The sequence below is a fragment of the Pseudomonas sp. GYB4201 genome (assembly GCF_056312595.1).
On sequence record NZ_JBWGIG010000013.1, the window covers coordinates 31,072 to 53,631 of the forward strand.

The 22,560-nt window shown below is 64.1% G+C and carries 31 protein-coding genes and 1 tRNA gene; 17 read left to right on the plus strand and 15 right to left on the minus strand.

Going from position 1 to position 22,560, the window contains the following annotated elements; translation table 11 throughout:
- Positions 1–139: 139 nt before the first annotated feature.
- The 3 genes from AC0Z2B_RS14360 to AC0Z2B_RS14370 are packed head-to-tail and all read right to left on the minus strand — an operon-like array spanning position 140 to position 2,860.
- Entirely contained in the window at positions 140–802 is a 663-nt protein-coding gene (locus AC0Z2B_RS14360) for a response regulator transcription factor (RefSeq protein ID WP_416425705.1), read from the minus strand.
- 5 nt (positions 803–807) lie between these two features.
- Positions 808–2,199, minus strand: a complete 1,392-nt coding sequence (locus AC0Z2B_RS14365; protein WP_416425703.1) for a sensor histidine kinase — start codon at positions 2,197–2,199, stop codon at positions 808–810.
- The gene (locus AC0Z2B_RS14370; RefSeq protein ID WP_027981497.1) at positions 2,177–2,860 is read right to left on the minus strand and encodes a response regulator transcription factor; all 684 of its coding nucleotides are present in this window, start codon (positions 2,858–2,860) and stop codon (positions 2,177–2,179) included. Before AC0Z2B_RS14370 ends, AC0Z2B_RS14365 begins: the two co-directional genes overlap by 23 nt.
- Positions 2,861–3,094: 234 nt before the next feature.
- Here AC0Z2B_RS14370 and AC0Z2B_RS14375 point away from each other — a divergent pair, with 234 nt between their 5' ends.
- Positions 3,095–3,574 (plus strand): hypothetical protein, encoded by a 480-nt coding sequence (locus tag AC0Z2B_RS14375; protein WP_476297449.1) that lies wholly within the window; start codon positions 3,095–3,097, stop codon positions 3,572–3,574.
- An 83-nt stretch (positions 3,575–3,657) separates the two neighbouring features.
- On the plus strand, positions 3,658–4,623 hold the full coding sequence (locus AC0Z2B_RS14380; protein WP_476297451.1) for a sensor domain-containing diguanylate cyclase: 966 nt from the start codon (positions 3,658–3,660) through the stop codon (positions 4,621–4,623).
- Positions 4,624–4,661: 38 nt separating this feature from the next.
- On the opposite strand, the gene pbpG is transcribed toward AC0Z2B_RS14380, so the two are convergent.
- The gene (gene pbpG / locus AC0Z2B_RS14385) at positions 4,662–5,579 is read right to left on the minus strand and encodes a D-alanyl-D-alanine endopeptidase (protein ID WP_416425699.1); all 918 of its coding nucleotides are present in this window, start codon (positions 5,577–5,579) and stop codon (positions 4,662–4,664) included.
- A gap of 221 nt (positions 5,580–5,800) precedes the next feature.
- On the opposite strand from pbpG, the gene AC0Z2B_RS14390 reads away from it, so the two are divergent.
- Positions 5,801–6,361 (plus strand): hypothetical protein, encoded by a 561-nt coding sequence (locus tag AC0Z2B_RS14390; protein WP_476297453.1) that lies wholly within the window; start codon positions 5,801–5,803, stop codon positions 6,359–6,361.
- 96 nt (positions 6,362–6,457) lie between these two features.
- On the opposite strand, the gene AC0Z2B_RS14395 is transcribed toward AC0Z2B_RS14390, so the two are convergent.
- Both AC0Z2B_RS14395 and AC0Z2B_RS14400 read right to left on the minus strand, forming a co-directional pair.
- Entirely contained in the window at positions 6,458–6,655 is a 198-nt protein-coding gene (locus AC0Z2B_RS14395) for a hypothetical protein (RefSeq protein ID WP_416425696.1), read from the minus strand.
- A gap of 138 nt (positions 6,656–6,793) precedes the next feature.
- Complete coding sequence (locus AC0Z2B_RS14400; protein ID WP_416425694.1) at positions 6,794–7,114, minus strand: hypothetical protein; 321 nt, start codon at positions 7,112–7,114, stop codon at positions 6,794–6,796.
- A gap of 178 nt (positions 7,115–7,292) precedes the next feature.
- Between AC0Z2B_RS14400 and AC0Z2B_RS14405 the strand changes: the two genes are divergently transcribed.
- Positions 7,293–8,111, plus strand: coding sequence for a shikimate 5-dehydrogenase (locus tag AC0Z2B_RS14405; protein ID WP_476297455.1), 819 nt, complete (start codon positions 7,293–7,295; stop codon positions 8,109–8,111).
- On the opposite strand, the gene AC0Z2B_RS14410 is transcribed toward AC0Z2B_RS14405, so the two are convergent.
- Positions 8,112–8,765, minus strand: a complete 654-nt coding sequence (locus tag AC0Z2B_RS14410; protein ID WP_476297457.1) for a YceH family protein — start codon at positions 8,763–8,765, stop codon at positions 8,112–8,114.
- Between the two features lie 123 nt (positions 8,766–8,888).
- On the opposite strand from AC0Z2B_RS14410, the gene AC0Z2B_RS14415 reads away from it, so the two are divergent.
- On the plus strand, positions 8,889–9,398 hold the full coding sequence (locus AC0Z2B_RS14415; RefSeq protein ID WP_416425690.1) for a DUF1993 domain-containing protein: 510 nt from the start codon (positions 8,889–8,891) through the stop codon (positions 9,396–9,398).
- A 162-nt stretch (positions 9,399–9,560) separates the two neighbouring features.
- Positions 9,561–10,721 carry an MFS transporter gene (locus AC0Z2B_RS14420; RefSeq protein WP_476297459.1) on the plus strand — a complete coding sequence of 387 codons (1,161 nt, stop codon included), beginning with the start codon at positions 9,561–9,563 and terminating at the stop codon, positions 10,719–10,721.
- A gap of 2 nt (positions 10,722–10,723) precedes the next feature.
- Here AC0Z2B_RS14420 and nhaR read toward each other — a convergent pair whose 3' ends face one another.
- On the minus strand, positions 10,724–11,617 hold the full coding sequence (gene nhaR, locus AC0Z2B_RS14425; RefSeq protein WP_476297461.1) for a transcriptional activator NhaR: 894 nt from the start codon (positions 11,615–11,617) through the stop codon (positions 10,724–10,726).
- A 113-nt stretch (positions 11,618–11,730) separates the two neighbouring features.
- Between nhaR and AC0Z2B_RS14430 the strand changes: the two genes are divergently transcribed.
- Entirely contained in the window at positions 11,731–12,483 is a 753-nt protein-coding gene (locus AC0Z2B_RS14430) for a TerC family protein (RefSeq protein ID WP_476297463.1), read from the plus strand.
- A gap of 94 nt (positions 12,484–12,577) precedes the next feature.
- On the opposite strand, the gene AC0Z2B_RS14435 is transcribed toward AC0Z2B_RS14430, so the two are convergent.
- Positions 12,578–12,745 (minus strand): hypothetical protein, encoded by a 168-nt coding sequence (locus AC0Z2B_RS14435; protein WP_473003680.1) that lies wholly within the window; start codon positions 12,743–12,745, stop codon positions 12,578–12,580.
- Between the two features lie 279 nt (positions 12,746–13,024).
- On the opposite strand from AC0Z2B_RS14435, the gene AC0Z2B_RS14440 reads away from it, so the two are divergent.
- On the plus strand, positions 13,025–13,639 hold the full coding sequence (locus AC0Z2B_RS14440; protein WP_476297645.1) for a peptidase C39 family protein: 615 nt from the start codon (positions 13,025–13,027) through the stop codon (positions 13,637–13,639).
- A 41-nt stretch (positions 13,640–13,680) separates the two neighbouring features.
- Here AC0Z2B_RS14440 and AC0Z2B_RS14445 read toward each other — a convergent pair whose 3' ends face one another.
- Complete coding sequence (locus tag AC0Z2B_RS14445) at positions 13,681–14,964, minus strand: NAD(P)/FAD-dependent oxidoreductase (protein ID WP_416425682.1); 1,284 nt, start codon at positions 14,962–14,964, stop codon at positions 13,681–13,683.
- Between the two features lie 175 nt (positions 14,965–15,139).
- Here AC0Z2B_RS14445 and AC0Z2B_RS14450 point away from each other — a divergent pair.
- From AC0Z2B_RS14450 to AC0Z2B_RS14470, 5 genes are all read left to right on the plus strand, one after another.
- Positions 15,140–15,216: transfer RNA gene (locus AC0Z2B_RS14450), tRNA-Val, on the plus strand.
- A gap of 159 nt (positions 15,217–15,375) precedes the next feature.
- A complete protein-coding gene (locus AC0Z2B_RS14455) occupies positions 15,376–15,723 on the plus strand; it encodes a hypothetical protein (protein WP_416425680.1) in 348 nt (115 codons plus the stop codon).
- Positions 15,724–15,882: 159 nt separating this feature from the next.
- Positions 15,883–16,071 carry a hypothetical protein gene (locus AC0Z2B_RS14460; RefSeq protein WP_416425678.1) on the plus strand — a complete coding sequence of 63 codons (189 nt, stop codon included), beginning with the start codon at positions 15,883–15,885 and terminating at the stop codon, positions 16,069–16,071.
- A gap of 9 nt (positions 16,072–16,080) precedes the next feature.
- Positions 16,081–16,404, plus strand: a complete 324-nt coding sequence (locus AC0Z2B_RS14465; protein ID WP_473003678.1) for a hypothetical protein — start codon at positions 16,081–16,083, stop codon at positions 16,402–16,404.
- A gap of 163 nt (positions 16,405–16,567) precedes the next feature.
- On the plus strand, positions 16,568–17,212 hold the full coding sequence (locus AC0Z2B_RS14470) for an SPOR domain-containing protein (protein ID WP_476297466.1): 645 nt from the start codon (positions 16,568–16,570) through the stop codon (positions 17,210–17,212).
- Here the strand turns inward: AC0Z2B_RS14470 and AC0Z2B_RS14475 are convergent.
- Together AC0Z2B_RS14475 and AC0Z2B_RS14480 are read right to left on the minus strand one after the other, a co-directional pair.
- Positions 17,209–17,352: a hypothetical protein gene (locus AC0Z2B_RS14475; protein WP_476297468.1), complete on the minus strand. Its 144-nt coding sequence runs from the start codon at positions 17,350–17,352 to the stop codon at positions 17,209–17,211. The two genes, AC0Z2B_RS14470 and AC0Z2B_RS14475, sit on opposite strands and share 4 nt — an antisense overlap.
- Before the next feature lie 25 nt (positions 17,353–17,377).
- The gene (locus tag AC0Z2B_RS14480; protein WP_476297470.1) at positions 17,378–17,671 is read right to left on the minus strand and encodes a DUF6388 family protein; all 294 of its coding nucleotides are present in this window, start codon (positions 17,669–17,671) and stop codon (positions 17,378–17,380) included.
- Between the two features lie 270 nt (positions 17,672–17,941).
- Here AC0Z2B_RS14480 and AC0Z2B_RS14485 point away from each other — a divergent pair, with 270 nt between their 5' ends.
- Entirely contained in the window at positions 17,942–18,514 is a 573-nt protein-coding gene (locus AC0Z2B_RS14485) for an SPOR domain-containing protein (RefSeq protein ID WP_476297472.1), read from the plus strand.
- Positions 18,515–18,573: 59 nt separating this feature from the next.
- Positions 18,574–19,092 (plus strand): GNAT family N-acetyltransferase, encoded by a 519-nt coding sequence (locus AC0Z2B_RS14490; RefSeq protein WP_476297474.1) that lies wholly within the window; start codon positions 18,574–18,576, stop codon positions 19,090–19,092.
- 75 nt (positions 19,093–19,167) lie between these two features.
- Here AC0Z2B_RS14490 and AC0Z2B_RS14495 read toward each other — a convergent pair whose 3' ends face one another.
- The 3 genes from AC0Z2B_RS14495 to AC0Z2B_RS14505 form a co-directional block, all read right to left on the minus strand.
- Positions 19,168–19,503 (minus strand): hypothetical protein, encoded by a 336-nt coding sequence (locus AC0Z2B_RS14495; RefSeq protein WP_476297476.1) that lies wholly within the window; start codon positions 19,501–19,503, stop codon positions 19,168–19,170.
- A gap of 36 nt (positions 19,504–19,539) precedes the next feature.
- On the minus strand, positions 19,540–20,604 hold the full coding sequence (locus tag AC0Z2B_RS14500) for an endonuclease/exonuclease/phosphatase family protein (RefSeq protein WP_476297478.1): 1,065 nt from the start codon (positions 20,602–20,604) through the stop codon (positions 19,540–19,542).
- 79 nt (positions 20,605–20,683) lie between these two features.
- On the minus strand, positions 20,684–20,983 hold the full coding sequence (locus tag AC0Z2B_RS14505) for a DUF1654 domain-containing protein (protein ID WP_416425663.1): 300 nt from the start codon (positions 20,981–20,983) through the stop codon (positions 20,684–20,686).
- Positions 20,984–21,120: 137 nt separating this feature from the next.
- Between AC0Z2B_RS14505 and AC0Z2B_RS14510 the strand changes: the two genes are divergently transcribed.
- Entirely contained in the window at positions 21,121–21,345 is a 225-nt protein-coding gene (locus AC0Z2B_RS14510) for a YgdI/YgdR family lipoprotein (RefSeq protein WP_476297480.1), read from the plus strand.
- 241 nt (positions 21,346–21,586) lie between these two features.
- Entirely contained in the window at positions 21,587–22,543 is a 957-nt protein-coding gene (locus AC0Z2B_RS14515; RefSeq protein WP_416425661.1) for a sugar ABC transporter substrate-binding protein, read from the plus strand.
- The last annotated feature ends 17 nt before the right edge of the window (positions 22,544–22,560 follow it).

The following is a 22,560-nucleotide window of genomic DNA, read 5'->3' on the forward strand; positions in this document are numbered from 1 at the left end:
AGACGCCACGGTGTCCCAGGCCCACCGCCGACGCGACAGGACGCGGAGGCGTAGCAGTGGCCATAGGCCGCGTCATGGGCGTGCAAAAAAGCCCCGGGCCAATGGCGCGGGGCTTTTGGGTATTGCCAATCCGTTGATCTCAATCAGTACGCACATGCACCGTTTCGCGCAAGCTGTACCCGAACCCGCGCAAGGTCTGCAGGGCGTTGGGTGCGTCCAGGCGGGCCAGCTTGCGGCGCAGGTTGCAGATGTGTCGCTCGATCAGCGCGCTGCGCGAGTCATGGGCTGCGCCCCACAGCTGTTCCTCGATCAGCTCGCGGCTCACCGCGCCGGGACGCTTTGCGAGGATGGCCAGCAGCCGCTGTTCGCTCACGGTCAACGGCTGCTGGTGGGCGCCGCGGCCCAGCAGCAGGCGCGTGGTCGACAGCCACAGGCCGGCCTCGGCGTCTACCGCGGGGCTGAGGTGGTCGCGCAGCAGGGCGTGCATGCGCGCCTGCAGCTCGATGAACAGCACCGGCTTGGTCAGGCACAACTCGGCGCCGGCGCGCAGGGCCGCCACCCGTGCCGGGCCATCGTCCTCGGCCAGCAACACCAGCACGCGTGACTTGCGCTTGCGCGTCAGGCAGCGCGCCAGCAGCTCGGGCTGGGCCTGCTGCAGATCCAGCAGGATAAAGCCGTAGTTGCTGTCGGCCAGGGCCCAGTCGGCTTCGTGGGGCTTGGCCTCGACGACGCGCTGGCCGCTGTCAGCAAAGCCGCGCAGCAGCTGTTCGTCTCGGGTATCGGCGATATAGAGCAGATTCATGTGGATCACACTCGCGCTTTGCTTTGACGGCAGTGCAGTGCCAGGCTGGCACCGCCCTGTTGGCTGTTGCCCACTTCCAGGGTGAACCCGTGCAGGTTGACGATGGCCGCCACGATCGACAGCCCCAAGCCGAAGCCGGGTTGGGTGTTGTCGTCGTCGCAGCGGTAGAACCGTTGGAACACCGCCTCGCGTTCTTCCTTGGGAATGCCGGGGCCCGAGTCCTGCACTTCAATGCAGGTGCTATCGAGTTCGTTGCGCGCGCGCAGCACCACCACGCCACCAGGCGGGGTGAACTTGATCGAGTTGCTCAGCAGGTTGCCGATGGCTTCGAACAGCAGCGCGCGGTCGCCATTGAGGCTGGGCAGTACCTGGGGCGAATCCAGCTCCAGGCGCAGCTCGCCTTCCTCTGCCAGCGGCAGGTAGAAGTCGTGCAATTCATGCAGCAGCGGCAGCGGGTCGAACTCCACGAAGCCGGAGCGACGCTGATGGTCCTCCAGTTCGGAAATGCGCAGCAGGCCGCGGAAACGCGCCATCAGGGTGTCGGTCTCGGCGATCACGCCGTCCAGTTGCAGGGCGTGGTCGGAATCCACCCCGGCCTGCTGCTGGATACGGTACAACTGGGCGCGTAGCCGGGTCAGGGGCGTGCGCAGGTCGTGGGCGATGTTGTCGCACACGCCCTTGACCTCCATCATCAGCCGCTCGATGCGGTCGAGCATGGCGTTGACGATGGCCGCCAGCATGTCCAGCTCGTCGCGGCGGTTGGACAGCGGCAGGCGCTGGGTCAGGTCGCCGGCGACAATGGCGTCGGCGCTGTCCTGGATCGCGCGGATGCGGCGTATCGGCCGCCTGCGCAGCAGGTGCCAGCCCGCAGCACCGGGGATGATGGTCAGCGAGATGCCCCACAACAGGGCGTGGAGGATGATCCGCGTCACCGCGAACAACGAGCCGTTGTCACGCACCAACACCAGCCAGCGACCGTCCTGGGTGGCCATGGCCACGGCGTCGCAGCCCTGCTGGGGCAGCTTGGGGTCGTCGGAGTCGATGCAGTCATCCAGCTCGTAGATGTTGCCGTCCAGGGCCACGCCCTTGGGAATTTCCCGCAGGTCGCCGCCAACCGGGCGCAATTGTGCGTCGAACAGCCCGTAGGCGTCGTAGGCGCGGTTGTCGAAGGTCTCGCTGGCCGACAGCGCGTCGTCCAGGGCCTGGCCGCTGAAACGCGAGAACAGGTGCTGGCGCTGCATCAACGAATGGCGCGCCAGGCTGTTGAGGTAGTCCGACACTTCGTAATAGAGCACACCCATGAGGATGCAGCTCCAGGCCACGAAGAGAAAGCTGTACAGCGCCAGCAGGCGGCTGCTGGACGAGCGCCAGCCCTTAGAGGGGTTCGGCAATGACATAGCCGGAGCCCCGAACGGTCTTGATCAGCGCAATGGCGCCAGGCGGATCGATCTTCTTGCGCAGGCGGCCGATGTGCACGTCGATCAGGTTGGTGCCCGGGTCGAAGTGGTAGCCCCAGACTTCCTCGAAGATCATCATGCGGGTCAGGATCTGCCCGGCGTTGCGCATCAGGAATTCCAGCAGCTTGTACTCGGTGGGCAGCAGGTTCAGGGCCTGTTCGCCACGGCGCGCTTCACGGGTGATCAGGTCCAGCTCAAGGTCGGCGACCTTCAGCGTGGTGTCGACGTCGGCGACGGTGCTCTTGCGGCGCAGCAGCACTTCGACGCGGGCGGCCATTTCGTCCGAGGCGAAGGGCTTGGTCAGGTAGTCGTCGCCACCGGCACGCAGGCCACGCACGCGCTCGTCCACGTCGGACAGGGCGCTGATCATCAGGATCGGCGTGGACACGCCAATGGTGCGCAAGGTGGTGACAATGGCCAGGCCATCCAGCTCGGGGAGCATGCGGTCCAGGGTGATAACGTCATAGTTGCCGCTGACGGCCTTGACCAGGCCCTCGCGGCCGTTATCGACCCAATCAACTTCAAGGCCGTGGCTGCTCAGTTCGGCCACGATTTCCTTGGCTGTCACGGCATCGTCTTCGATGGTCAAAACGCGTGTCATGGTGTTGTACCTGGGATTTCGGCTATTGAGTGGCCATTGTGCCGATTTTTACCTGTCGCCTTGCTGAAGTTTATTTCATCTAGATGTGTAAGAGCTGGAAGGCTCTAAATCAATGGTTTCAGGGATGCGGTGGTTTGTATCGCGCGGGTATCCCATGTGTTACACGATATTTCTAAAGCTGCGAATGGGCCAGTCGATGACACATGAACCATCTTCCCTTAAAGGAATTTTCCCATGACCACCCTAGGCAATATCACGTCGGGATTGCACATCGCGACCACCACTACCGCCAAGTCGACCGCCGCCACCACGGCCAGCACCGACGATAGCACCACCACCAGCGCCGACGGCACCACCACCTCCGGCACTTCCACCACCACTTCCACCACGGCAGCGGGCGGCGCTGGCGGTGCGGGCGGTGGCGGCGGCAGCAGCAGCGACAGCAGCTCCAGCTCCAGTTCCAGCTCCGAGACCGTGACCGAGCTGCAAAAGCAGATCGCCGAGCTGCAGAAAGAGCTGCAAGCCCAGGAGCAGGCGGTGCAGAAAGCCCAGCAGATCCAGGACCAGAGCGCCAAGGCCGCGGCCGTGGCCACTGCCCAGGCCCAGGTCTCGTCGACCACTGCAGAAATTTCGTCGCTGACCTCGGAGCTGTCCCAGGCCCTGGTTGACGAAGGCAGCAGCACCACCGGTTCGACCATCAACACCACCGCATGATGTTTTGGGGCCAGGACGCGTACAGCCGTACTTATGGGCTAGGCTTAGCAGAATCTGCAAAGCCTGGACTCTGGAGTGTTTCGATGCTGGCCCCAGCCAAACCGGTGAATGAAGCCGAGCGCGTGAGCACCTTGCGCGCGATGAATATCCTCGATACCGCCCCTGAAGAGCGGTTCGACCGCTTGACGCGCCTGGCCCGCAGGCTGTTCGACGTGCCGATCGCGCTGGTCAGCCTGGTGGACGTCAACCGCCAGTGGTTCAAGTCCTGCCAGGGCCTGAGCGCCAGCGAAACGCCGCGGGATATTTCGTTCTGCGGGCACGCCATCCTCGGCGACCAGGTATTGATGATTCCTGACGCCACCAACGACGAACGGTTCCATGACAACCCGTTGGTGGTCGGCGACCCGCATATCCGTTTCTATGCCGGTTGCCCGCTGCGGGTGGGCAATGGCGCCAAGATCGGCACGCTGTGCCTGATCGACTCGCGCCCGCGCATCCTCGATGCCGAGGAGCGCGAGCTGCTGCGCGATTTGGCGAGCATGGCCGAGCAGGAAATCGAGGCGCTGCAGCTGGCGACCATCGATGACCTGACCCAGGTGTCCAACCGCCGTGGCTTCGAGGCCCTGGCCGAGCACGCGCTGAGCATCTGCAAGCGCATGAACACGCCGGCGTCGCTGCTGTTTTTCGATTTGAACGATTTCAAGAGGATCAACGACACCTGGGGCCACGCCGAGGGCGACCGGGCGCTGGTGGCGTTCGCCGAGACCCTGCGCGAGGTGTTGCGCGAGATGGACCTGGTGGGGCGCCTGGGCGGGGATGAGTTCGTGGCCCTGCTGATGGGCTCCAATGCCCAGGATGGCGACCTGATTGCCGAGCGGCTGAAGGAGGCGCTGGCCCGCAAGAACGCCGAGGCCCAGCGTGGCTACGACATTCGCTACAGCATCGGGCGGATCGAGTACGACCCGGCCAAGCACGATTCGATCAAGCGCTTGCTGGCCGAGGCGGATGCGGCCATGTATGCCCACAAGCAGGCCAGCCGCCGGCATTGACCCTACACGGCAGGGTCAACGCGGCGTAGCGGGGCAGGTCAGTCGACCTGGCGGCCGTGCTTGTCGGTCTTGTAGCGCAGGGCCACGGCCGGGGCAGCGGTGCCACGGCCGGTCTCGACCCAGTTGCGCAGGCGGGTGGCGTCGGCGAAGGTGGTGAATTTACCGAAGGCATCGAGGATGACCATGGCCACCGGGCGGTTGCCCATGGTGGTCAGCAGCACCAGGCAGTGCCCGGCCTGGTTGGTGAAGCCGGTCTTGGTCAGGCGGATGTCCCAGTTGTTCTTGTTCACCAGGTGGTCGGTGTTGTGGAAGCCCAGGCTGTAGCTGGGTTTCTTGAAGAACACGGTCTTCTCGCGGGTGGTGCTCAGTTCGCGCAGGGTAGGGTAGTGCTGGGCGGCGATCAGCAGCTTGCTCAGGTCGCGCGCGGTGGACGTGTTGTTGATGGACAGGCCGGTGGGCTCGGCGTAGTGGGTGTGGCTCATGCCCAGGCTGCGCGCCTTGGCGTTCATGGCGTTGATGAAGGCGCCATAGCCGCCCGGGTAGTGCTCGGCCAGGGTGGTGGCGGCACGGTTTTCCGAGGACATGAGGGCGATCAGCATCATGTCATGACGGGTCAGCTCGCTACCCAGCTTGACGCGCGAGAACACGCCGCGCATCTCCGGGTTGTGGCTGATGTCCACGTCGATCATCTCGTTCATGTCCTGCTTGGCGTCCAGCACCACCATGGCGGTCATGAGCTTGGACACCGAGGCAATCGGCACGACGTTGTCGGCGCGGTTCTCGTAGATCACCTTGTTGGTGTCCAGGTCGATCAGCAGTGCGCTGCCCGAGGCCAGGTGCAACTGTGCGGGATCTCGTTGGGAAACAGGTTTTTCGGCAGCAACAGCGTTCGACGTGACGGCAGCAGTACCTGTCAGAACAAGCAACAGGCTGAGGATAGAAAGGGAGGTTTTCACGTGTAGCGCTCGCTAAAAAGTAGATAAGCCGTTTGTGACGGGTTGTTCTTGAAAAAACGCAGTAGTTTATGAGTATGGCTCAGCAACTGTCGATTGCCTGGCGGGCTTAAACCCCTGTAATAAAAAAATAAAAGTGATATTTCATCTTCGCTCGCCGTCCAAGGGCGGTCCGGCGGATATCTCCTTCCAAAAACGCTAAAAAACGACTCGGGAGTCGCGCAATGCTTAAGGGTTTCTTCAGCAAGGATTACAGGGCACTGCTGCTGTGGAGCAGCGTCATCGCGGTGGTCCTGCTGTTGTGTGCGTTCATTCAAAAGCCGCTGGACGCCCTGGCCTGGGTGCAGGCGGTGGCGGTGGTCATCGCGCTGATGCTGGCCATTGCCGTGCCGGCGTTGCAGCGCAAGCAGGAAGCGGCCGCGCAGCACAAGCAGTGGCGCGAAGGGCAGGTGGGTTATGCCCGGCGCCTGCAGTACCTGGTGCTGGAGTTCCAGGAACAGCTCAACCAGGTGGGCGTGAGCATGGCGCACTGGCGCGCCACCGACCGGCACCGGGTGCAGGCGGTGCTGCAGGATTACCTGCACCGGCTGTTCGAGTCGCACAAGCATGACAACAACGACGACCGCATTGTCATCGCCCATGAGCTGCGCCAGGTGGTGAATGCACTGATCGACGAACTTGAGAGTGGCCGCTCTGATCGCGCGGTGCTGCAAGGGCTGGAAAAGCGCCTGCAGAAGCTGACCCAGCGCAGCCAGGCGAACGCCCTGATGGCCGAGCGCGCCTGAGACGGTGTTCGGGACGCGGGGAATTAAAAAGCCCCGCGACGCAGGCGGGGCAAGGGGGTGCGAGAGCAACGCACGGGATAAATTCGGGGTGCAGGGTCAGTGGGTCACCGCCGGGGTGGCCGGTTGCTGATCCTTGAGGCTCAAGGACAACGCCTTGGCCTGGTCCAGCGACAACAAGGGGCCGCTGAGCGGTTCGCCGTCCTTGACCACATACCAGCAGGCCAGCAACCCCAGGTCGCGAAGGTTGGCGGGAACGGCGCTGCCGATGACTGACATGATGCTGACGGTGTTCATGGCTGACTCCTGCGAAACATGTGCCCAGCTTAGGGCGATGCAGGAGCGCTGAGAAATCACCGCTTTCAATAGTGATCATTGACTCGACACATCAGCTCACCGCAAGCGCCCCAGGGGCGAATGCGGTGGCGATGCGTGTTACCAGCCCGGACGACCGTAGTAGTAGCGTGGCGGCGGTGGCGGCGCGTAGACAGGCTGCGCGTACACGACCGGCTGCGGCGCGTAGTACACCGGTGGCGGTGGTGGAGCGACGTAGACCGGTGGTGGTGGCGCGGCGTAGACCGGCTGTTGCACCACGACTTCGCGCGGCGCCAGGGCGGAGGTCACCACGGCGCCGACTACAGCACCACCTAGAACGGCACCCAACACACCTGGACCACCGTGGCCGTAGGCCGACGCTTGGCCCGTTACGGCCAGGGCGCCGACCAGCAAGGCAATCTTGGGAAGCTGACGAATCATGACTTGTTCCTCATATTACGATTCCAGTACCCGGGACCGGATGGTTGGTCCAAGGACTGTCGCACTACTATGACAGCGAATTTGTAAGAATCTGCGACGGTGTTTGGTAAATTTTGTGTAAGGTCTGGAACCACAGTGTCCTTACATTTCAGTTACATGCCAGTGATGGAGCCTTGCAATGCCCATGATTCCCACACGCGACACCGTACTTTGCATGTCCCTGGCCGGGCGCCCGGGTACGTTCGGCGTGCGTTTCCACAACCACCTGTATGAACAGCTGGGTCTCGATTATTACTACAAGGCTTGCAGCACCAACGATCTGCCGGCAGCGGTTGGCGGTATCCGCGCCCTGGGGATCCGGGGCTGCGGGGTGTCGATGCCGTTCAAGGAGGCCGTCATCGCGCTGGTCGATGAGCTGGATGCGTCGGCGGCAGCCATTCAGTCGATCAATACCGTGGTCAATGATAACGGTCATTTGAAAGCGTACAACACTGATTACATCGCCATTCGTCAATTGATTGACCGTCATGGCCTGTCGCCCGACACCTCTTTCGCCCTGCGCGGCAGCGGTGGCATGGGCAAGGCGGTGGCCTCGGCGTTCCGTGATGCCGGCTTCACCCAGGGCACCCTGGTGGCGCGCAACCCCGAAAGCGGCCCGGCACTGGCGCGCCAGTTGGGCTACGAGTGGCGCCCGGAGCTGGGCGACCTGCGCCCGCAGTTGCTGGTGAACGTGACGCCGATTGGCATGAGCGGTGGCCCGGAGGCCAACGACCTGGCGTTCCCCGCAGAGGCGGTGGAGGCGGCCAGCATCGTCTTCGACGTGGTGGCGCTGCCAGCGTTGACGCCGTTCGTGCAGCTGGGCCAGGCGCTGGGCAAGCAGGTCATCACCGGCCTTGAAGTGATTGCCCTGCAGGCCCTGGAGCAGTTCGTGCTGTACACCGGCGTGCGGCCTACCGAGGAGCAGGTGCGCCTGGCCACCGAATACGCCCGCGGCTGATCACTCCAGGCGTGCGAGCCGCTCTTCCAGGGCGGCGATGCGCGCCTCCAGGGCTTCCACGCGTTCCAGCGTGACGCCGCTGTCTTGACTGGTGCGCTCGCTGCCGGCGCTGTGCCGCGCGGCCAGCAGCGCGTCCATGTCCACCGGGCCGCCCAGGGCGTGGGTGTAGCGGTCTTCGCGCTGGCCGGCCTGGCGCGGCAGGTGCAGGGCGTAGCCGCGCGCCACCAGGCGTTCGAGCTGGTGCAGCACCTGCTCGTTGTCCTCGAAGTCGTGCATGCGGCCGCTGCGGGTCAGCAGTTCGTTGACCGTCTGCGGGCCGCGCAGGAACATCAGGCCCATCAGGATCACCTGCGCCGGCACCAGCTCCAGAGCCTTGTCCAGGCGCTGCTCCCAGCGGTCGGCGCGGCTGCCCATCACCAGCCGGGTCAGGCCCTGGCCCTCCAGCTGGCGCAGGCTGTTGCCGACCTCGCCCTGGGTGAGGTTCATCACCGGCTCGCGGCTGGTTTTCTGGTTGCAGGCCAACACCAGCGCGTTCAGCGTCAGCGGGTAGGTCTCGGGGTTGGTGGCCTGTTTCTCGATCAGCGCGCCCAGGATGCGGATTTCGCCGGCGCTCAGGGTCAGGTGTTCGGTGGGGGACGCGTTTTCGGCTGACATGGGGCGCTCCGTGGGCATGAAGGTCGGCGGAAACGCCAGTATGCAATAAAACACCGGACGCCGCGCCGGCACAGGTCTATCATTGCCGGCTCACTGCCTTTTCAAACGTTATCAGGAGCTCCCATGAGCATTTCTCTGTACGCTGCCTCCGTTCCCGTCTTCAAGCAACTGCTGCTGGCCCTGGGCGATGTGCTCAAGAAGGCCGAGGACCACGCCGCGGCCCGCAACATCGAGCCGTCGGTGCTGCTGCAGTCGCGCCTGTACCCGGACATGTTCCCGCTGGTGCGCCAGGTGCAGATCGCCGTCGACTTCGCCAAGGGTGTGTCGGCGCGCCTGGCCGGTGTCGAAGTGCCGTCGTTCCCCGACACCGAGCAGAGCTTCGCTGACCTGCAGGCGCTGCTGGCCAAGGTGCTGGGCTTCATCGACGGCCTGGCCGCCGCGCAGATCGACGGCCAGGAAGGCCGCGAGATCGTGCTGCGCCCGGGCACCCCGAAAGAGAAGAAACTGAACGGCCAGACCTACCTGCTGCACTACGGCCTGCCGCAGTTCTTCTTCCACGTCACCACCGCCTACGACATCCTGCGCCACAACGGCGTGGAAGTGGGCAAGCGCGATTTCATGGGCGCCTACTGATCGCCCAAGGCTTCACCCTCCTGCCGTAGCCGCTGCCGCCAGGCTGCGCTGGCCCCTGAGTACGCCGAAAATATGCAGCGTGTTTCAGGGCCAGCGCAGCCTTCGGCAGCGGCTACGGTGGGCTGCGTCTGTTGTTCTATATTTTGCTTCTCCGAGGTTGCAATGCTGTTCCCCATTTTGCTGTTGTCGGCTGCCGGTTTCACCGTGCTGACCACAGAGTTCGTCATCGTCGGCCTGTTGCCGGCGATCGCCCGCGACCTTCACGTCAGCGTGTCCCAGGCCGGGTTGCTGGTCACCCTGTTCGCCTTTACCGTCGCCGCCCTCGGGCCGTTCCTGACCGCGTACTGCGCACGCTTCGAGCGCAAGCGCCTGTTCGTCACCATCCTGCTGCTGTTCGCCGTGGCCAACGTGATTGCCGCCCTGGCGCCGAATATCATCGTGATGGGCATCGCCCGGCTGATTCCGGCCCTCGGGCTGCCGGTGTTCTGGGCCCTGGCCAGCGAAACCGCCGTGGACATCGTCGGCCCCGACCATGCCGGCCGCGCCATCGCCAAGATCGGTTTCGGCATCGTCTGCGCCACTGTCTTCGGTATTCCCGTGGGCACCCTGATCGGTGATGCCCTGGGCTGGCGCGCGGCGTTCTGGATCATCGCCGGCGTGGCCCTGGCCAAGGCGCTGCTGCTCACGGTGTTCCTGCCCGCCAGCGCGCCACGGGGCGAGGAGCGCTCGCTGCGCTCGCAGTTCGCCATCCTGCGCAACCCGCTGATGCAAGGCCATGTGCTGCTGTCCATCGTGGTGTTCTGCGGTATGTTCACCGCCTACACCTACCTGGCCGATATCCTCGAGCGCCTGGCCGGTTTCAACGGCGCGGTGGTGGGCTGGTGCCTGATGGCGTTCGGCGCCGTGGGCCTGATCGGCAACTCCCTGGGCGGCCGCCTGGTGGACCGCCATCCGCTGATTGCCTCGATGCTGTTCTCGGCCTTCATGGTCGGTGGCCTGGTGGCCGTGGTGCCGACCATTCATTCCACCTTCGGCCTGGCCGTGGCCCTGGCCATCTGGGGCGTGACCCAGGCGGCGCTGTTCCTGGTCAGCCAGGTGCGCCTGATCAAGGCCGCGCCCCAGGCGCCGGCGTTCGCGGCATCGCTGAACATTGCCGGTGCCAACCTGGGCATTGGCCTGGGCGCCATTGTCGGTGGCCGGGTGATCGACACCCTGGGCCTGGGCAGCGTCGGTTTCGCCGCCGCCGGCTTCATGCTGCTGTCCATTGCCCTGGCGTGGCTGATGATGAGCTCGCGCCTGGCTGCACCGGCCCCTGCCGCCTGACCTCAGCCGAACAGCTCCCGGCGCGCGCCCTCGGTGATGGCGACGATGCCGGGATGGCTGACCTTGCGCTCCACCGAAATCGCATAGAACGACTCGCGCACCGCCTCGGTCTGGCCCACCAGGGTCACCCGGTGCTGCGCCTGGATTTCCTCGGCGATCACGCTGGGGCCGATGAACAGGCCGCTGCCGGATTGGCCGAAGGCCTGCATCAGGGCACTGTCGTCGAATTCGCCGACAATGCGCGGCTGGATCAGCTGCTCGCCGAACCAGCGCAGCAGGCGGCTGCGCACCATGGTCTCCTGGCCGGGAATCAACAACGGTGCGCCTTCCAGGCTGGCCGGGAAGCCAGGGCCATACTGTGCCGCCAGGGCCGGGGTGGCGAAGAAACTGATGCCCGACTCCCCCAGTTTCTGGCTGTAGCCCTTGATGTCCAGGTGCGCGGGCATGGGGCTGTCGGAGATCACCAGGTCCAGGCGTTGCACGGCCAGGTCGGCCAGCAGGCGCTCCAGCTTGTCCTCGCGGCAGGTGATGTGCACGGCCTCGGGCAGGTGCATGCTCGGTGCAATCAACCGATACACAATCGACTTGGGTACCACGTCGGCGACGCCCACGCGCAGGGGCAACACCTGCTGGCCGGCCTGGCCGCGCAGCAGCGTCTGCAATTCGTTACCCAACTGGAACATCTGTTCGGCGTAGGGCAGGGCCTGGCGCCCGGCGTCGGTCAGTTCCAGCTGGCGGCCCACGCGCTGGAACAGTTCGATGCCGAAGGTCTGCTCCAGCAGGGTGATCTGGCCGCTGATGGTCTGCGGCGTCAGGTTCAACTGCTCGGCGGCGCGGGTGATGCTGCCGGTCTTGGCCACGGTCCAGAAATAGTGCAGTTGGCGGTAATTGAGCATGATAGTGCCGATTCGTAAAAACCGAAGTATAGCGGGCAAAAATACGAATTTTTCTGAGGTGTCAAAGTTTCTAGACTGCACGCTATCCACTCAACCGCATGAGCAGCGCCCCCATGGACTACCTTCTGCAACTCGCTTCCAGCCCCACCGCCTGGATTGCCCTGGCCACCCTGGTGGTGATGGAAATCGTGCTGGGCATCGACAACCTGATCTTCATCTCGATTCTTACCAACAAGCTGCCCAAACAGTTCCAGGCGCGGGCGCGGCGCATAGGTATCGGCATGGCCCTGGTGCTGCGCCTGGGCCTATTGAGCACCGTGGCCTATATCGTGCAGTTGACAGAGCCGGTGATCGACCTGTTCGGCCAGGCGTTCTCGTGGAAGGACATGATCCTGATCGCCGGTGGCCTGTTCCTGCTGTGGAAGGCGACGCGCGAGATTCACCACAGCGTCGACCCCCGCGCCCAGCAGGAGGCCAGCGTGGGTGGCAAGGTGGCCATGGGTTTCGTGGGGGCGATCTGCCAGATCCTGATGCTGGACCTGGTGTTCTCCATCGACAGCATCATTACCGCCGTGGGCATGACCGAGCACTTGCCGATCATGATCATCGCCGTGATCAGCGCCGTGCTGGTGATGCTGCTGGCCGCCGAGCCCCTGGCACGGTTCATCAACGACAACCCGACGGTGGTGATGCTGGCCCTGGGCTTCCTGATCATGATCGGCATGACGCTGATCGCCGAAGGCTTCGGCGCCCATGTGCCCAAGGGCTACGTGTACACCGCCATGACGTTCTCGGCGCTGATCGAAGGCTTGAACATGCTGGGCCGCCGCGCCCGGCAGAAGCGTGAAGCCACGGTGGTGTCGTAAAGGGTCCGTAGCCGCTGCCGCCAGGCTGCGCTGGCCCTCGAATACACGCGAGATCTGCAGGGTGGATCGGGGCCAGCGCAGCCTTCGGCAGCGGCTACAGGTGTGCGGCGTCAGCGGTTGCGTGGGGTGTGGTGTCGCGGGCAGGCTTGGTTGGAGCAGGGTGCTGGTGGCGGCGCGCAATGCGCATCACACCCCATAGCATGGCGGCGGCCACCAGGATCCAGGCGCCGATCATCATGACAATGGCCATGGTCAGGCTCATGGGTGCCTCCTTGTGTGTTCGGGGTACTACAGGTGACAGTCTAGTCGGTGGCGTGTTTCAGACTATTGACCAAAGGTCGCAGCCTTGGGTTGATTGGCTCTATGGCCAGGGTGAAACCGCACGCAAACGCTATACCCCGGCCGGGCTGCGGCCTATGATCAGGGCCCCGGCCCCCGATGGGCGGCCTTCCACCGACAGTGAGGCTAAATTTTGCAGGGACTTGCCCGATTCCATACCCCCTTGGTCAAACGCTTCGCCCCGGTGCTGCTGGCCCTGGCCATGGCCGGTTGCGCCAGCCACAAACCGGCACCGCCCATCAAGGGCCTGCCGGACCGGGTCGAGCTGAGCAGCGTGCCGTTTTTCCGCGGCGATGCCGAGCAGGGCGCCTCCATGGCCCTGGCCAGCGCGCTGTCGCAGCAGGGCGTGATCATTACCCCAGGGCTGCTGGACAAGTCCCTGCACCTGCCGGGCGGCGAGGACAAACTGCAGGGTTCTCTGCAGGCCACCGCCCAGGAATACGGCATGGTGGTCTACCCGCTGGCCGACGACCTGCCGGCGTTGTTTGCCCAGGTGGCGGCCGGCTACCCGGTGCTGGTGCGCTACATGGAGGGCAAGGTCTGGACCAGTCCGCGCTACGCGTTGCTGGTGGGCTATGACCGCTACAAGCAGCATGTGCTGCTGCGTTCGGGGAACGATCGGCGCAAGTTGATGGATTTCGCCAGTTTCGATTCGGCCTGGAAAGACGCCGGGCACTGGGCCGTGCTGGTGCAGAAGCCAGGGCAATTGCCCGCCAACGTCGATCGCCAGCGCTGGCTCAAGGCCGCCCGGGACCTGGGCCAGGCCGGCCAGGAACAGGCCGCGGCCCAGGCCACGCGCACCCTCGGCGCGCAGTAACGCAAACGGCACCCGAAGGTGCCGTTTTTTCATTGCCGGGCTTACACGCCCAGGCGGTCACGCAGGCTGTAGTACCAGGCGCCCAGCGCGGTCAGCGGGGTGCGCAGCAGTTGGCCGCCGGGGAAGGGGTAGTGCGGCAGGTCGGCGAACGCGTCGAAGCGCTCGGCCTGGCCACGCAGCGCCTCGGCCAGCACCTTGCCGGCCAGGTGCGTGTAGGTCACGCCGTGGCCGCTGCAGCCCTGGGAGTAATAGATGTTGTCGCCCAGGCGGCCCACTTGCGGCAGGCGCGACAGGGTCAGCAGGAAGTTGCCGGTCCAGGCGTAGTCGATCTTCACGTCCTTGAGCTGCGGGAAGGCCTTGAGCATCTTCGGCCGGATGATGGCCTCGATGTTCGCCGGGTCACGGGCGCCGTACACCACGCCGCCGCCGAAGATCAGGCGCTTGTCGGCGGTCAGGCGGTAGTAGTCCAGCAGGTAGTTGCAGTCCTCGACGCAGTAGTCCTGGGGCAGCAGGGTCTTGGCCAGCTCGTCGCTCAGCGGTTCGGTGGTGATCACCTGGGTGCCGCACGGCATCGACTTGGACGCCAGCTCCGGCACCAGGTTGCCCAGGTAGGCGTTGCCGGCGACGATGACGAACTTGGCGCGCACGCGGCCGTTGGGGGTGTGCACCACCGGGTTGGCACCGCGCTCGATCTTCACTGCCGGCGATTGTTCATAGATGGTGCCGCCCAGGGACTCCACGGCCGCAGCCTCGCCCAGGGCCAAGTTCAGCGGGTGGATGTGGCCACCGCTCATGTCCAGCATGCCGCCGATGTATTGGTCGCACGCCACCACTTCACGGATGCGGCGCTGGTCCATCAGTTCCAGCTGGGTGTGGCCGAAGCGTTCCCACAGGCGCTTCTGCGATTCCAGGTGGCCCATCTGCTTGCTGGTGAGGGCGGCGAACACGCCACCGTCCTTCAGGTCGCACTGGATGTTGTACTTGGCCACGCGCTCGCGGATGATGCGCCCGCCCTCGAAGGCCATCTGGCCCAGCAGTTGCGCCTGCTTGGGGCCTACGGTGCGCTCGATGACGTCGATGTCGCGGCTGTAGCTGTTGACGATCTGCCCGCCGTTGCGGCCCGACGCGCCAAAACCGACGCGGGCGGCCTCCAGCACGGTGACCTTGAAGCCGTTCTCTAAAAGAAACAGTGCGCTGGACAGGCCGGTGTAGCCAGCGCCGATGATGCACACGTCAGTTTGCACTTCATCCTGCAAGGACGGGCGTGAAGGCGCGGCATTGGCTGATGCGGCGTAGTAGGACTGTGGATAGGGGGTGTTCGCCATTGCTGCAACCTCTGTTTTATATTTTTGACGTGTTGGCGAATCGTACCTGAGATGAAATCCGGATTCCAGCGCTAACTTGCAAGCGTGTTTTGAGCAAAAATTTCGGTTATTCAGTAAGTTAGCTCAAAAAGGCGTTGACAGCCCCCGGCAAATCCGTAGAATACCGCCTCACAGCAGGCACGTAGCTCAGTTGGTTAGAGCACCACCTTGACATGGTGGGGGTCGTTGGTTCGAGTCCAATCGCGCCTACCAAACAAAATCCGCTCTGCTGGGCGGTGTGAAAAAGGCGATCCGAGAGGGTCGCCTTTTTTGTTTGTGCGCAGAAAATGTCGCGGCTGCCAATGGGTCGCCTGAGCATCCGCGCCGTCGTGATGGTAGAGTCCCGCCCCAGACCAATCATGAGGGAACACTATGCGTAAGCTGTTGAGCGCGATGCTGCTGGTTTCATTGGGCGGCTGCATGTCGGCGAACATGGACCAGGTGCGCAGCGAAGGCGCCTACCGCGCGTTCACGTCGCAGAAGCCGGCAAAGGACGTGGCCCAGTGCATCGAATATTCCTGGCAGGACGAAGTGTTGTCCGGCGCCGCCGCCGACTCCCACACCGAGCCTGCCAAGGATGGCAGCCTGACCGTGATGGTGGATTCGAAGAACTTCGCCGACGTGCGCCAGGCGGGCGCCGGCAGCTCGGTGACCTACTTCGCCGAGCGCGGCGTGCCCTTGTCGCAGCAGCGGTTGGCGGCGTTGAGTACCTGCCTGTAACGCCTGCTATGCACGTCCGTACGCACGCCTTCCATGGGTGATGTAGGACGCTTCTGATTTGGATTCCTTGGGTTGTTGTGCCCGCAGCGGGTACTCATACTCGCTGTGCCGGCATCAACGGGTGCCGGCTCGCCCAAGGGTTTTCCAAGGAGTGCAATCATGCCAGGCAAGAAGCCTTCTCTATTTTCGATTGCCGTGGCGCCAGCGCGTTTGAGCAGTGTAACGCTCGTCGCCGCCGTGGCCGGGAGCGCAACCATTGCCAATGCGCTGGTCCCGGGCACTGCCAGCATGCTGGTAGGGGCGCTGGTGGGGCTGCTGTTTGGCTTGTTCGCGGTCCGAGCGGGCTGAGTGGCGGCGATGGCTACCGAGTTCGATCAGATTGGCTGGTCCATTGCGTTCAGCCTGCTCGGTATTTTTATCTACCTGGCCTTGTGCGGGGTTCGGCGCAAAGTGCCCGGCCTGACCCATGCGGTCATGATTGCTATGTCCTGCTCAGGTTTCTTTGCGGCGGTATTGCTGGGGGTTACCGCCTATGGTGTGCCGCCTGAGGAACTCGGTGTGCTGAAGGAGCAGAAGGCTGGCATTTTGCTTGGTGCGCTTGCGATGGGATGGGCTTCGGTGGTGTCGGCTTGCACAAGCGTGGTATCACCATTGGTATCGCCTGCCGCGTCGGTGGAATGATCGCCTGCGCCGCTTTCATGAAATCGCTCCCTTCACCCCCTCGACCGCTTGTCGGCTGTCGCCGCCCCGGCCTATAGTCAGGTAAGGTCTGGCATGGAATGCGCTGCCCTGTGCTGCGGCGCTGCTAGAATCATGGGTGTAGTCCCCTCGTGGAGGTCTCATCATGCGCACGCTTTCTGTTGTGATGGTCGCCCTGGCGCTGGCCGGTTGTGGCGACAGCGCCGTACAGGACGCCCACAAGGCCGTGGCCTATAAATTGATGGACCCGGGGTCGGCGCAGTTTCGTGAAGACCGCGAGCTGGCAGATGGCAGCGTCTGCGGCGAGGTCAATGGCAAGAATAGCTACGGCGCCTACTCGGGCTACGGGCATTACCTGGCGCGCAAGGGCGCGGGTGGCTTTGAGGTAGTGCTGGACCCACAGGCCACCAACGCCGACGCCGCCCAGGCGTGCGGTTACCCGTTGGCTGCGCTGCCAGCGCCGGCACCCGCACCTGCCCAGGCGCCTGCTGCGCCCGTGGTGGCTGCCAAGGGGCCGAATGAAATCGCCGGGGTGAAGTGGTCGGTGAAGGTGGCTTCCACCAGCGCCGAATCCGCCGCGGCCATGAGCAGGAAGCTGGCGGGTTACGGCTATGCACCGTACGTGGCGCGGGAGGACAACGTCAGTCGCGTGTACGTGGGGCCGTTCGACAGCAAGTCCGATGCCACCCGCAAACTCGACCAATTGCGCCGTGACCACAAGCTGCGCGGCGTGCTGGTGCGCTACCGCGGGGTAGGCGACCTGCCCGCGCCCGCCGTGGTACACGGCTAGTCGACGCTGTTGATGCCCTCATCGACATAGCTGTCGGACTCGTCCGGCAGCACCTCGGTGGTGTCCACCTCTTCCTCGCCCTCGTCCAGGTCGTTCAGCGGCGCTTCGTCGCCGTGGTCGAATCCAGGCTCGTTGTCCATTGGGCGCCTCCAGTTGCTTCGGGGTTCAGGGCTCGATTTCGTTGAACGAGCAGTACTCTTCCCAGCTCATGCCCAAGGCCTCGGCCACTTCCCGGTGCACTTCCAGGCGCATGGCCTTCAGCTCCTCCGGGCTGTCTGCGATCAGCTCCAGGGTCAGCTCCCAAGGCTCGATGCCCTGTTCCTCAGCCTGGTCGTCGAACGCCCATTGCAGCTGCTGCTGTTGCTCTTCGGGGCTCAGGGCCTTGGTTTCTTCCAGCAGGTGCGGGTTGGCAGCGGCGAATTTGTCCAGGGCAAGCTGGGTGCGGTCTTTGGCAATCATGGTGGTCTCTGTAAGGCGGTAAAGGCTTGTCTTGGGCAGCAAAGGGGGTTCAGGGGGCGGCGGCGTTCAGCGCGGCCGCCAGCAATATCAGGGCGAACACCAGCAGCAGTAGCAGCATCACTAACTTCATCGCTTGTCCTGCGCGCGGCGCTTCGAAAGAATCACGTTCATATTACAGCGTAACGTCATGGCACGGTTCCGCGCGCCTGGGCGGGCCTCTGCGCGACGATCGGTGGTAAAATCGGCCGATCATATTCGGGAGGTGGGCGTGTGCGCAAATTGATCGTGGTAGGTGCGGTGCTGATGCTGGCCGGTTGTGGCAGCGCGGTGGAAGAGTCGGCCAAGGCCGTGCTGCTGCACCTGGACAATCCCAAGACGGCGCGTTTCACCAACGTGCGCACCACCGCCAAGGGCGATGTCTGCGGCCAGGTGCGGCAGAAGAACGCCGCCGGCCAGTTCGAAGGCTATCGCAACTATGCCGCCATCAAGACTGAAGATGGCTTTACCGCCATCATCGACGAAGACGGCAACAACCCCAAGGTGCGCGAAGTGTGCGGTGAAGCCCAGGAAGTGACGGCCAATGACGAGCCTGACGCTGCTGCCACCCAGGCCGCCCACGGCTGGGATGTGCAGGTCGTCGATGGCGCCAACATGGGCGCCCTCAGCGACATGACCGCGCGGCTGATCGAGAACGGCTTCATCGCCAGCGTCACCCAGCGTGACGGCAAGCAACTGGTGTACCTGGGCCCGTTCCAGACCAAGGAAGAGGCCGAGCAGAAGCGTGCGCAGCTGCTGGCGTCCCAAGGGATCAAGTCGGTGGTGGTGGAGCACCAGGCGAACTGACTGGCCGCGGTGGCCGACGGTCACTTACACTCGGGCTTCACTGACAAGGAGTGCAGCCCGTGAGCGGATCACCTGACGATATAAGCCTGGAAGCGGCCACCCAACAGCACGCCCAGGGCCTGGCCCACTTGTACGGCGACCCGGCCGTGGCCCGGCAGGTGCTGCAATTGCCTTGGTCTACTGCTGAAATGTGGAGCAAGCGCCTGGCGGCCGGAGCCGACAATGAGCGCCGCGTGGCGCTGGTGGCGGTCGACCAGGGGCAGGTGGTGGGGCATTGCGGCCTGTGGCAGAACGAACGGGTGCGCCTGGCCCATGGCGGCTCATTGGCGATCGGTGTGGCGCCGCGCTGGCAGGGCAAGGGCGTAGGCAGCCGGTTGCTCGCCGCCGCGCTGGAAGTGGCGGACAACTGGATGGCGTTGCGCCGGGTGGAGTTGACGGTGTACATCGACAATGCCCCGGCGCTGGCGCTGTACCGCAAGTTCGGTTTCGAGGTGGAAGGCGAGTTGCGTGACTATGCAGTGCGCGATGGCCGCCTGGCCAATGTCTACACCATGGCGCGCCTGCGCGCTCCCTTGTAGCAGCGGCCGCAAGGCCGCGTCTCGGGCACCGCGAGAGGTCCGGACGCGGCCTCCGGCCGCTGCTACAGGGGTGGGTCAGCGTTGCGGGCGGGCCATTTCGTGGCGCACGCAGCCCTGGTAGTAGGTCTGCTTCACCGCGGTAGGCCGCAGGCGCGAGCGGCTGTGGTAGGTCTGCTCGGTGATGCCCAGGGCCATCTTGCGCATCCAGGGCTGGCTGTAGCGATGCTGCTGCACCTTGCGCCGCGCGCTGTACAGGGTTACCCCCGACAGCTTCCATTGCTGCGCCTGGCGGGCAGCCTCTGCACCCCACTGGCACATACTGCGGTCATGGCGGCTCAGGTCGCGGGCCATCGCGCTGCCTGCGGCAGTCGTCAGCATAACGGCCAACATGGCCAGAATCACACGTCTCATCAATAACCTCGTCTGAATGTCAAAGCGGCGCCTGCATCAGCGGCAGTTGCCGGCGATGTGGTAATGGGCGGCCAGGGCTGCGGCCTCGCTGTCGAATTCCACCCGGTTCTTGGCGGCAATCGAGCCGTAGGACGGGCAGTCCGGGCGGTGGTAGGTCATGGACGTGCGGTTGCCACGTACCGCGCCGGCGGCAGTGCTGGCGGCACTGGCCACCTGCTGGGTCGCGGCCGGCGCCGCAGGCTTGGCAGCGGCGAACGGCGCGGCCTTGCCCGCAGCCTTGCCGCCCATCACCACGTCCATGAAGATTGGCGCGTGGTCGGACACGCTGGAGCGGCCCTTGGCGTTGGTCATCTTCAGGTAGGCCGGGTAGTCGAACACCTTTACGCTCTTGACGTTGATGGTGCTTTCGTTGGCCACGAAAATGTTGTCATACAGGTTGGAGAACTGGCCGTCGGTGGTCGCCAGCGTGCTGGCGCCCTGCAGCATCAACGGGCGGGCGCTGGTGCGCAGGCCGGCCCAGGCGGTGGAGGTGGGCGGGGTGTTGAAGTCGCCCATCAGCATGATGTTGGTGTTGCCGTCATACACGCTCTTCAGCCAGTCCCAGTAGTCGCCCAGCACGGCGATTTCCTTGGTGCGGTCGGCCACGGTCTTGCCGTAGTGAATGTGCACGGTGGCGGCGACGAAGGTGGTGTTGTCCTTCAGGTTGCGGAAGCGCGCCGAGTAGGGCTCGCGCTCGAAGTGGTCGCCCTTGTCGAGGTAGGTCACGGCGCCGTCTTCGTAGGAGACAGCGTCGTCACGCCAGACGAAGCCGTACATCTCCTTGTAGGAGCTGCGCCCGGTAAGGTGGGAGGCCATGGCCGACCATTTCTTCCCGGTGGCTTGCTCCAGGGCTTTCTGCAGGGCGGTCAAGCCGTCCTCGTTCATCAATTCCTGTACCGCTAGAAAGTCGACGTTCTGTGCCACTTTGGCAATGCTGGTGAAGTCCTTGCCGGGGCGCACGCTGAGGTGCTCCAGGTTCCAGGTGCCGATGCGCACATCGGCAAAGGCCTGCCCGCAGACAAGCATCAACGCCAGCAGCGCCGTGGTTAATTTCCTGAGCATGCATGATTCCAATCAAAAACGAGGGGAGGGGCAGGCCATGGGTGCGGCCCGCCACTGTAAGAAGCGAGGCGAAGCGGGCTCAGTCTTCCTTGGGCACGACCCAGAAAATCTGTACGCCGCCGTCGTCACGCCAGGCGAGGGTGACGTTGTCGTTCTCGCCGATCTCCTCCAGCAGCTGCGCCCAGTCCTCGGGCGATTCGTGGTCCAGCTTGAAAATCAGCGCCGACTTGGCCTTTTGCGCGGTAGGCGCGTTGATGATTTTCGAGATGCGCAGACCCAGCTGTTGGTAGCTGTCGAGCGGGGAAGGGGCTGAAGATGAGTTGGCCACGAAGCATTCCTTATTTTGCTGTACGTGCATACAGTATTTCACTGTGGGCAATTTCGCAACGGGTCTACTGAAGAAGCGCGCTTCTGACCGCGAATTTCATGATTTGCTGCGCAGTCAGGAAATTTTTCTGTTTATTCGCGGCTCTCATGCAGTAGGAAGCGCCCCTTCATTGCCCCAGGAGACGTCAGATGAATACCCGGAACCTGATCTTCGCCAGCGTGCTGGCGGCCACTGCCAGCCTCGCCGGTTGCTCCACGCAGACGGTAGTCACCTTGCAGAACGGCACCCAGTACATCACCCGCGCCAAGCCCGACACCAAGGGTGCCGACGGTTTCTACGAGTTCACCGACGTCTCCGGCAAGCACGTGCGCGTACGCGCCGATGAGGTGGCCACGGTCAAGCCCGAAGACTGATGGCCCTAGCTGCGCTATGCTGTGACTCCGGGTGGTTTGGCCGCCCGTAGGACTTTCCCCACGCCTGTGACCCACCTCGCAGGCGCCGCAAAATTAGCCGCGCGACCCGTTGACAAAGTGGCGCGGCGTTCGCATAGTTCACTCACGCAAACGTTTGCGTTGAGGGATCCTGGCTTTATCCTTTCAGCACGATCTCTGCGCATATCCGCTGCAAACAATAATCATAAGATCGGAGTGACCCATGAAATTGCCATTCGCTGGACGTTTCCTCGCTGTCTCCCTCCTGGCCGCCGTCTGCGCTGCCGCGCCCCTGTCCCAGGCCATTGCCGACACCACCAAGCCGAAAGTGGCGCTGGTGATGAAGTCCCTCGCCAACGAATTCTTCCTGACCATGGAAGACGGCGCCAAGGACTACCAGAAGGCCCATGCCGCCGACTTCGACCTGATCTCCAACGGCATCAAGGACGAATCCGACACCGCCAACCAGATCCGTATCGTCGAGCAGATGATCGTTTCCAAGGTCGACGCGCTGGTCATCGCCCCGGCTGACTCGAAGGCCCTGGTGCCGGTGATCAAGAAGGCCATGGACGCCGGCATCACGGTGATCAACATCGACAACCAGCTGGACCCTGCGGTGCTCAAGAGCAAGGACATCAGCGTGCCGTTCGTGGGCCCCGACAACCGCAAGGGCGCGCGCCTGGTGGGTGAGTACCTGGCCAAGCAGCTGAAGGCCGGCGACCAGGTGGGCATCATCGAAGGCGTGCCGACCACCACCAACGCCCAGCAGCGCACCGCCGGCTTCAAGGACGCCATGGACGCCGCGCAGATGAAGATCGTCTCGGTGCAGTCGGGCAACTGGGAAATCGACAAGGCCAACGCCGTGGCCTCGGCCATGCTCAGCGAATACCCGGACCTCAAGGCCCTGCTGGCCGGCAACGACAGCATGGCCCTGGGCGCGGTGTCTGCCGTGCGCGCTGCCGGCAAGGCTGGCAAGGTGCAGGTCGTGGGCTACGACAACATCAACGCCATCAAGCCGATGCTCAAGGACGGTCGCGTGCTGGCCACGGCCGACCAGTTCGCCGCCAAGCAGGCGGTGTTCGGCATCCAGGCCGCGTTGAAGATGATCAAGCACGAGCCGGTGGACGGCGCCGCCAATGGCGTGATCGAAACCCCGGTAGAGCTGGTCACCAAGCCCTGATTCCCTGCACTGCCGCG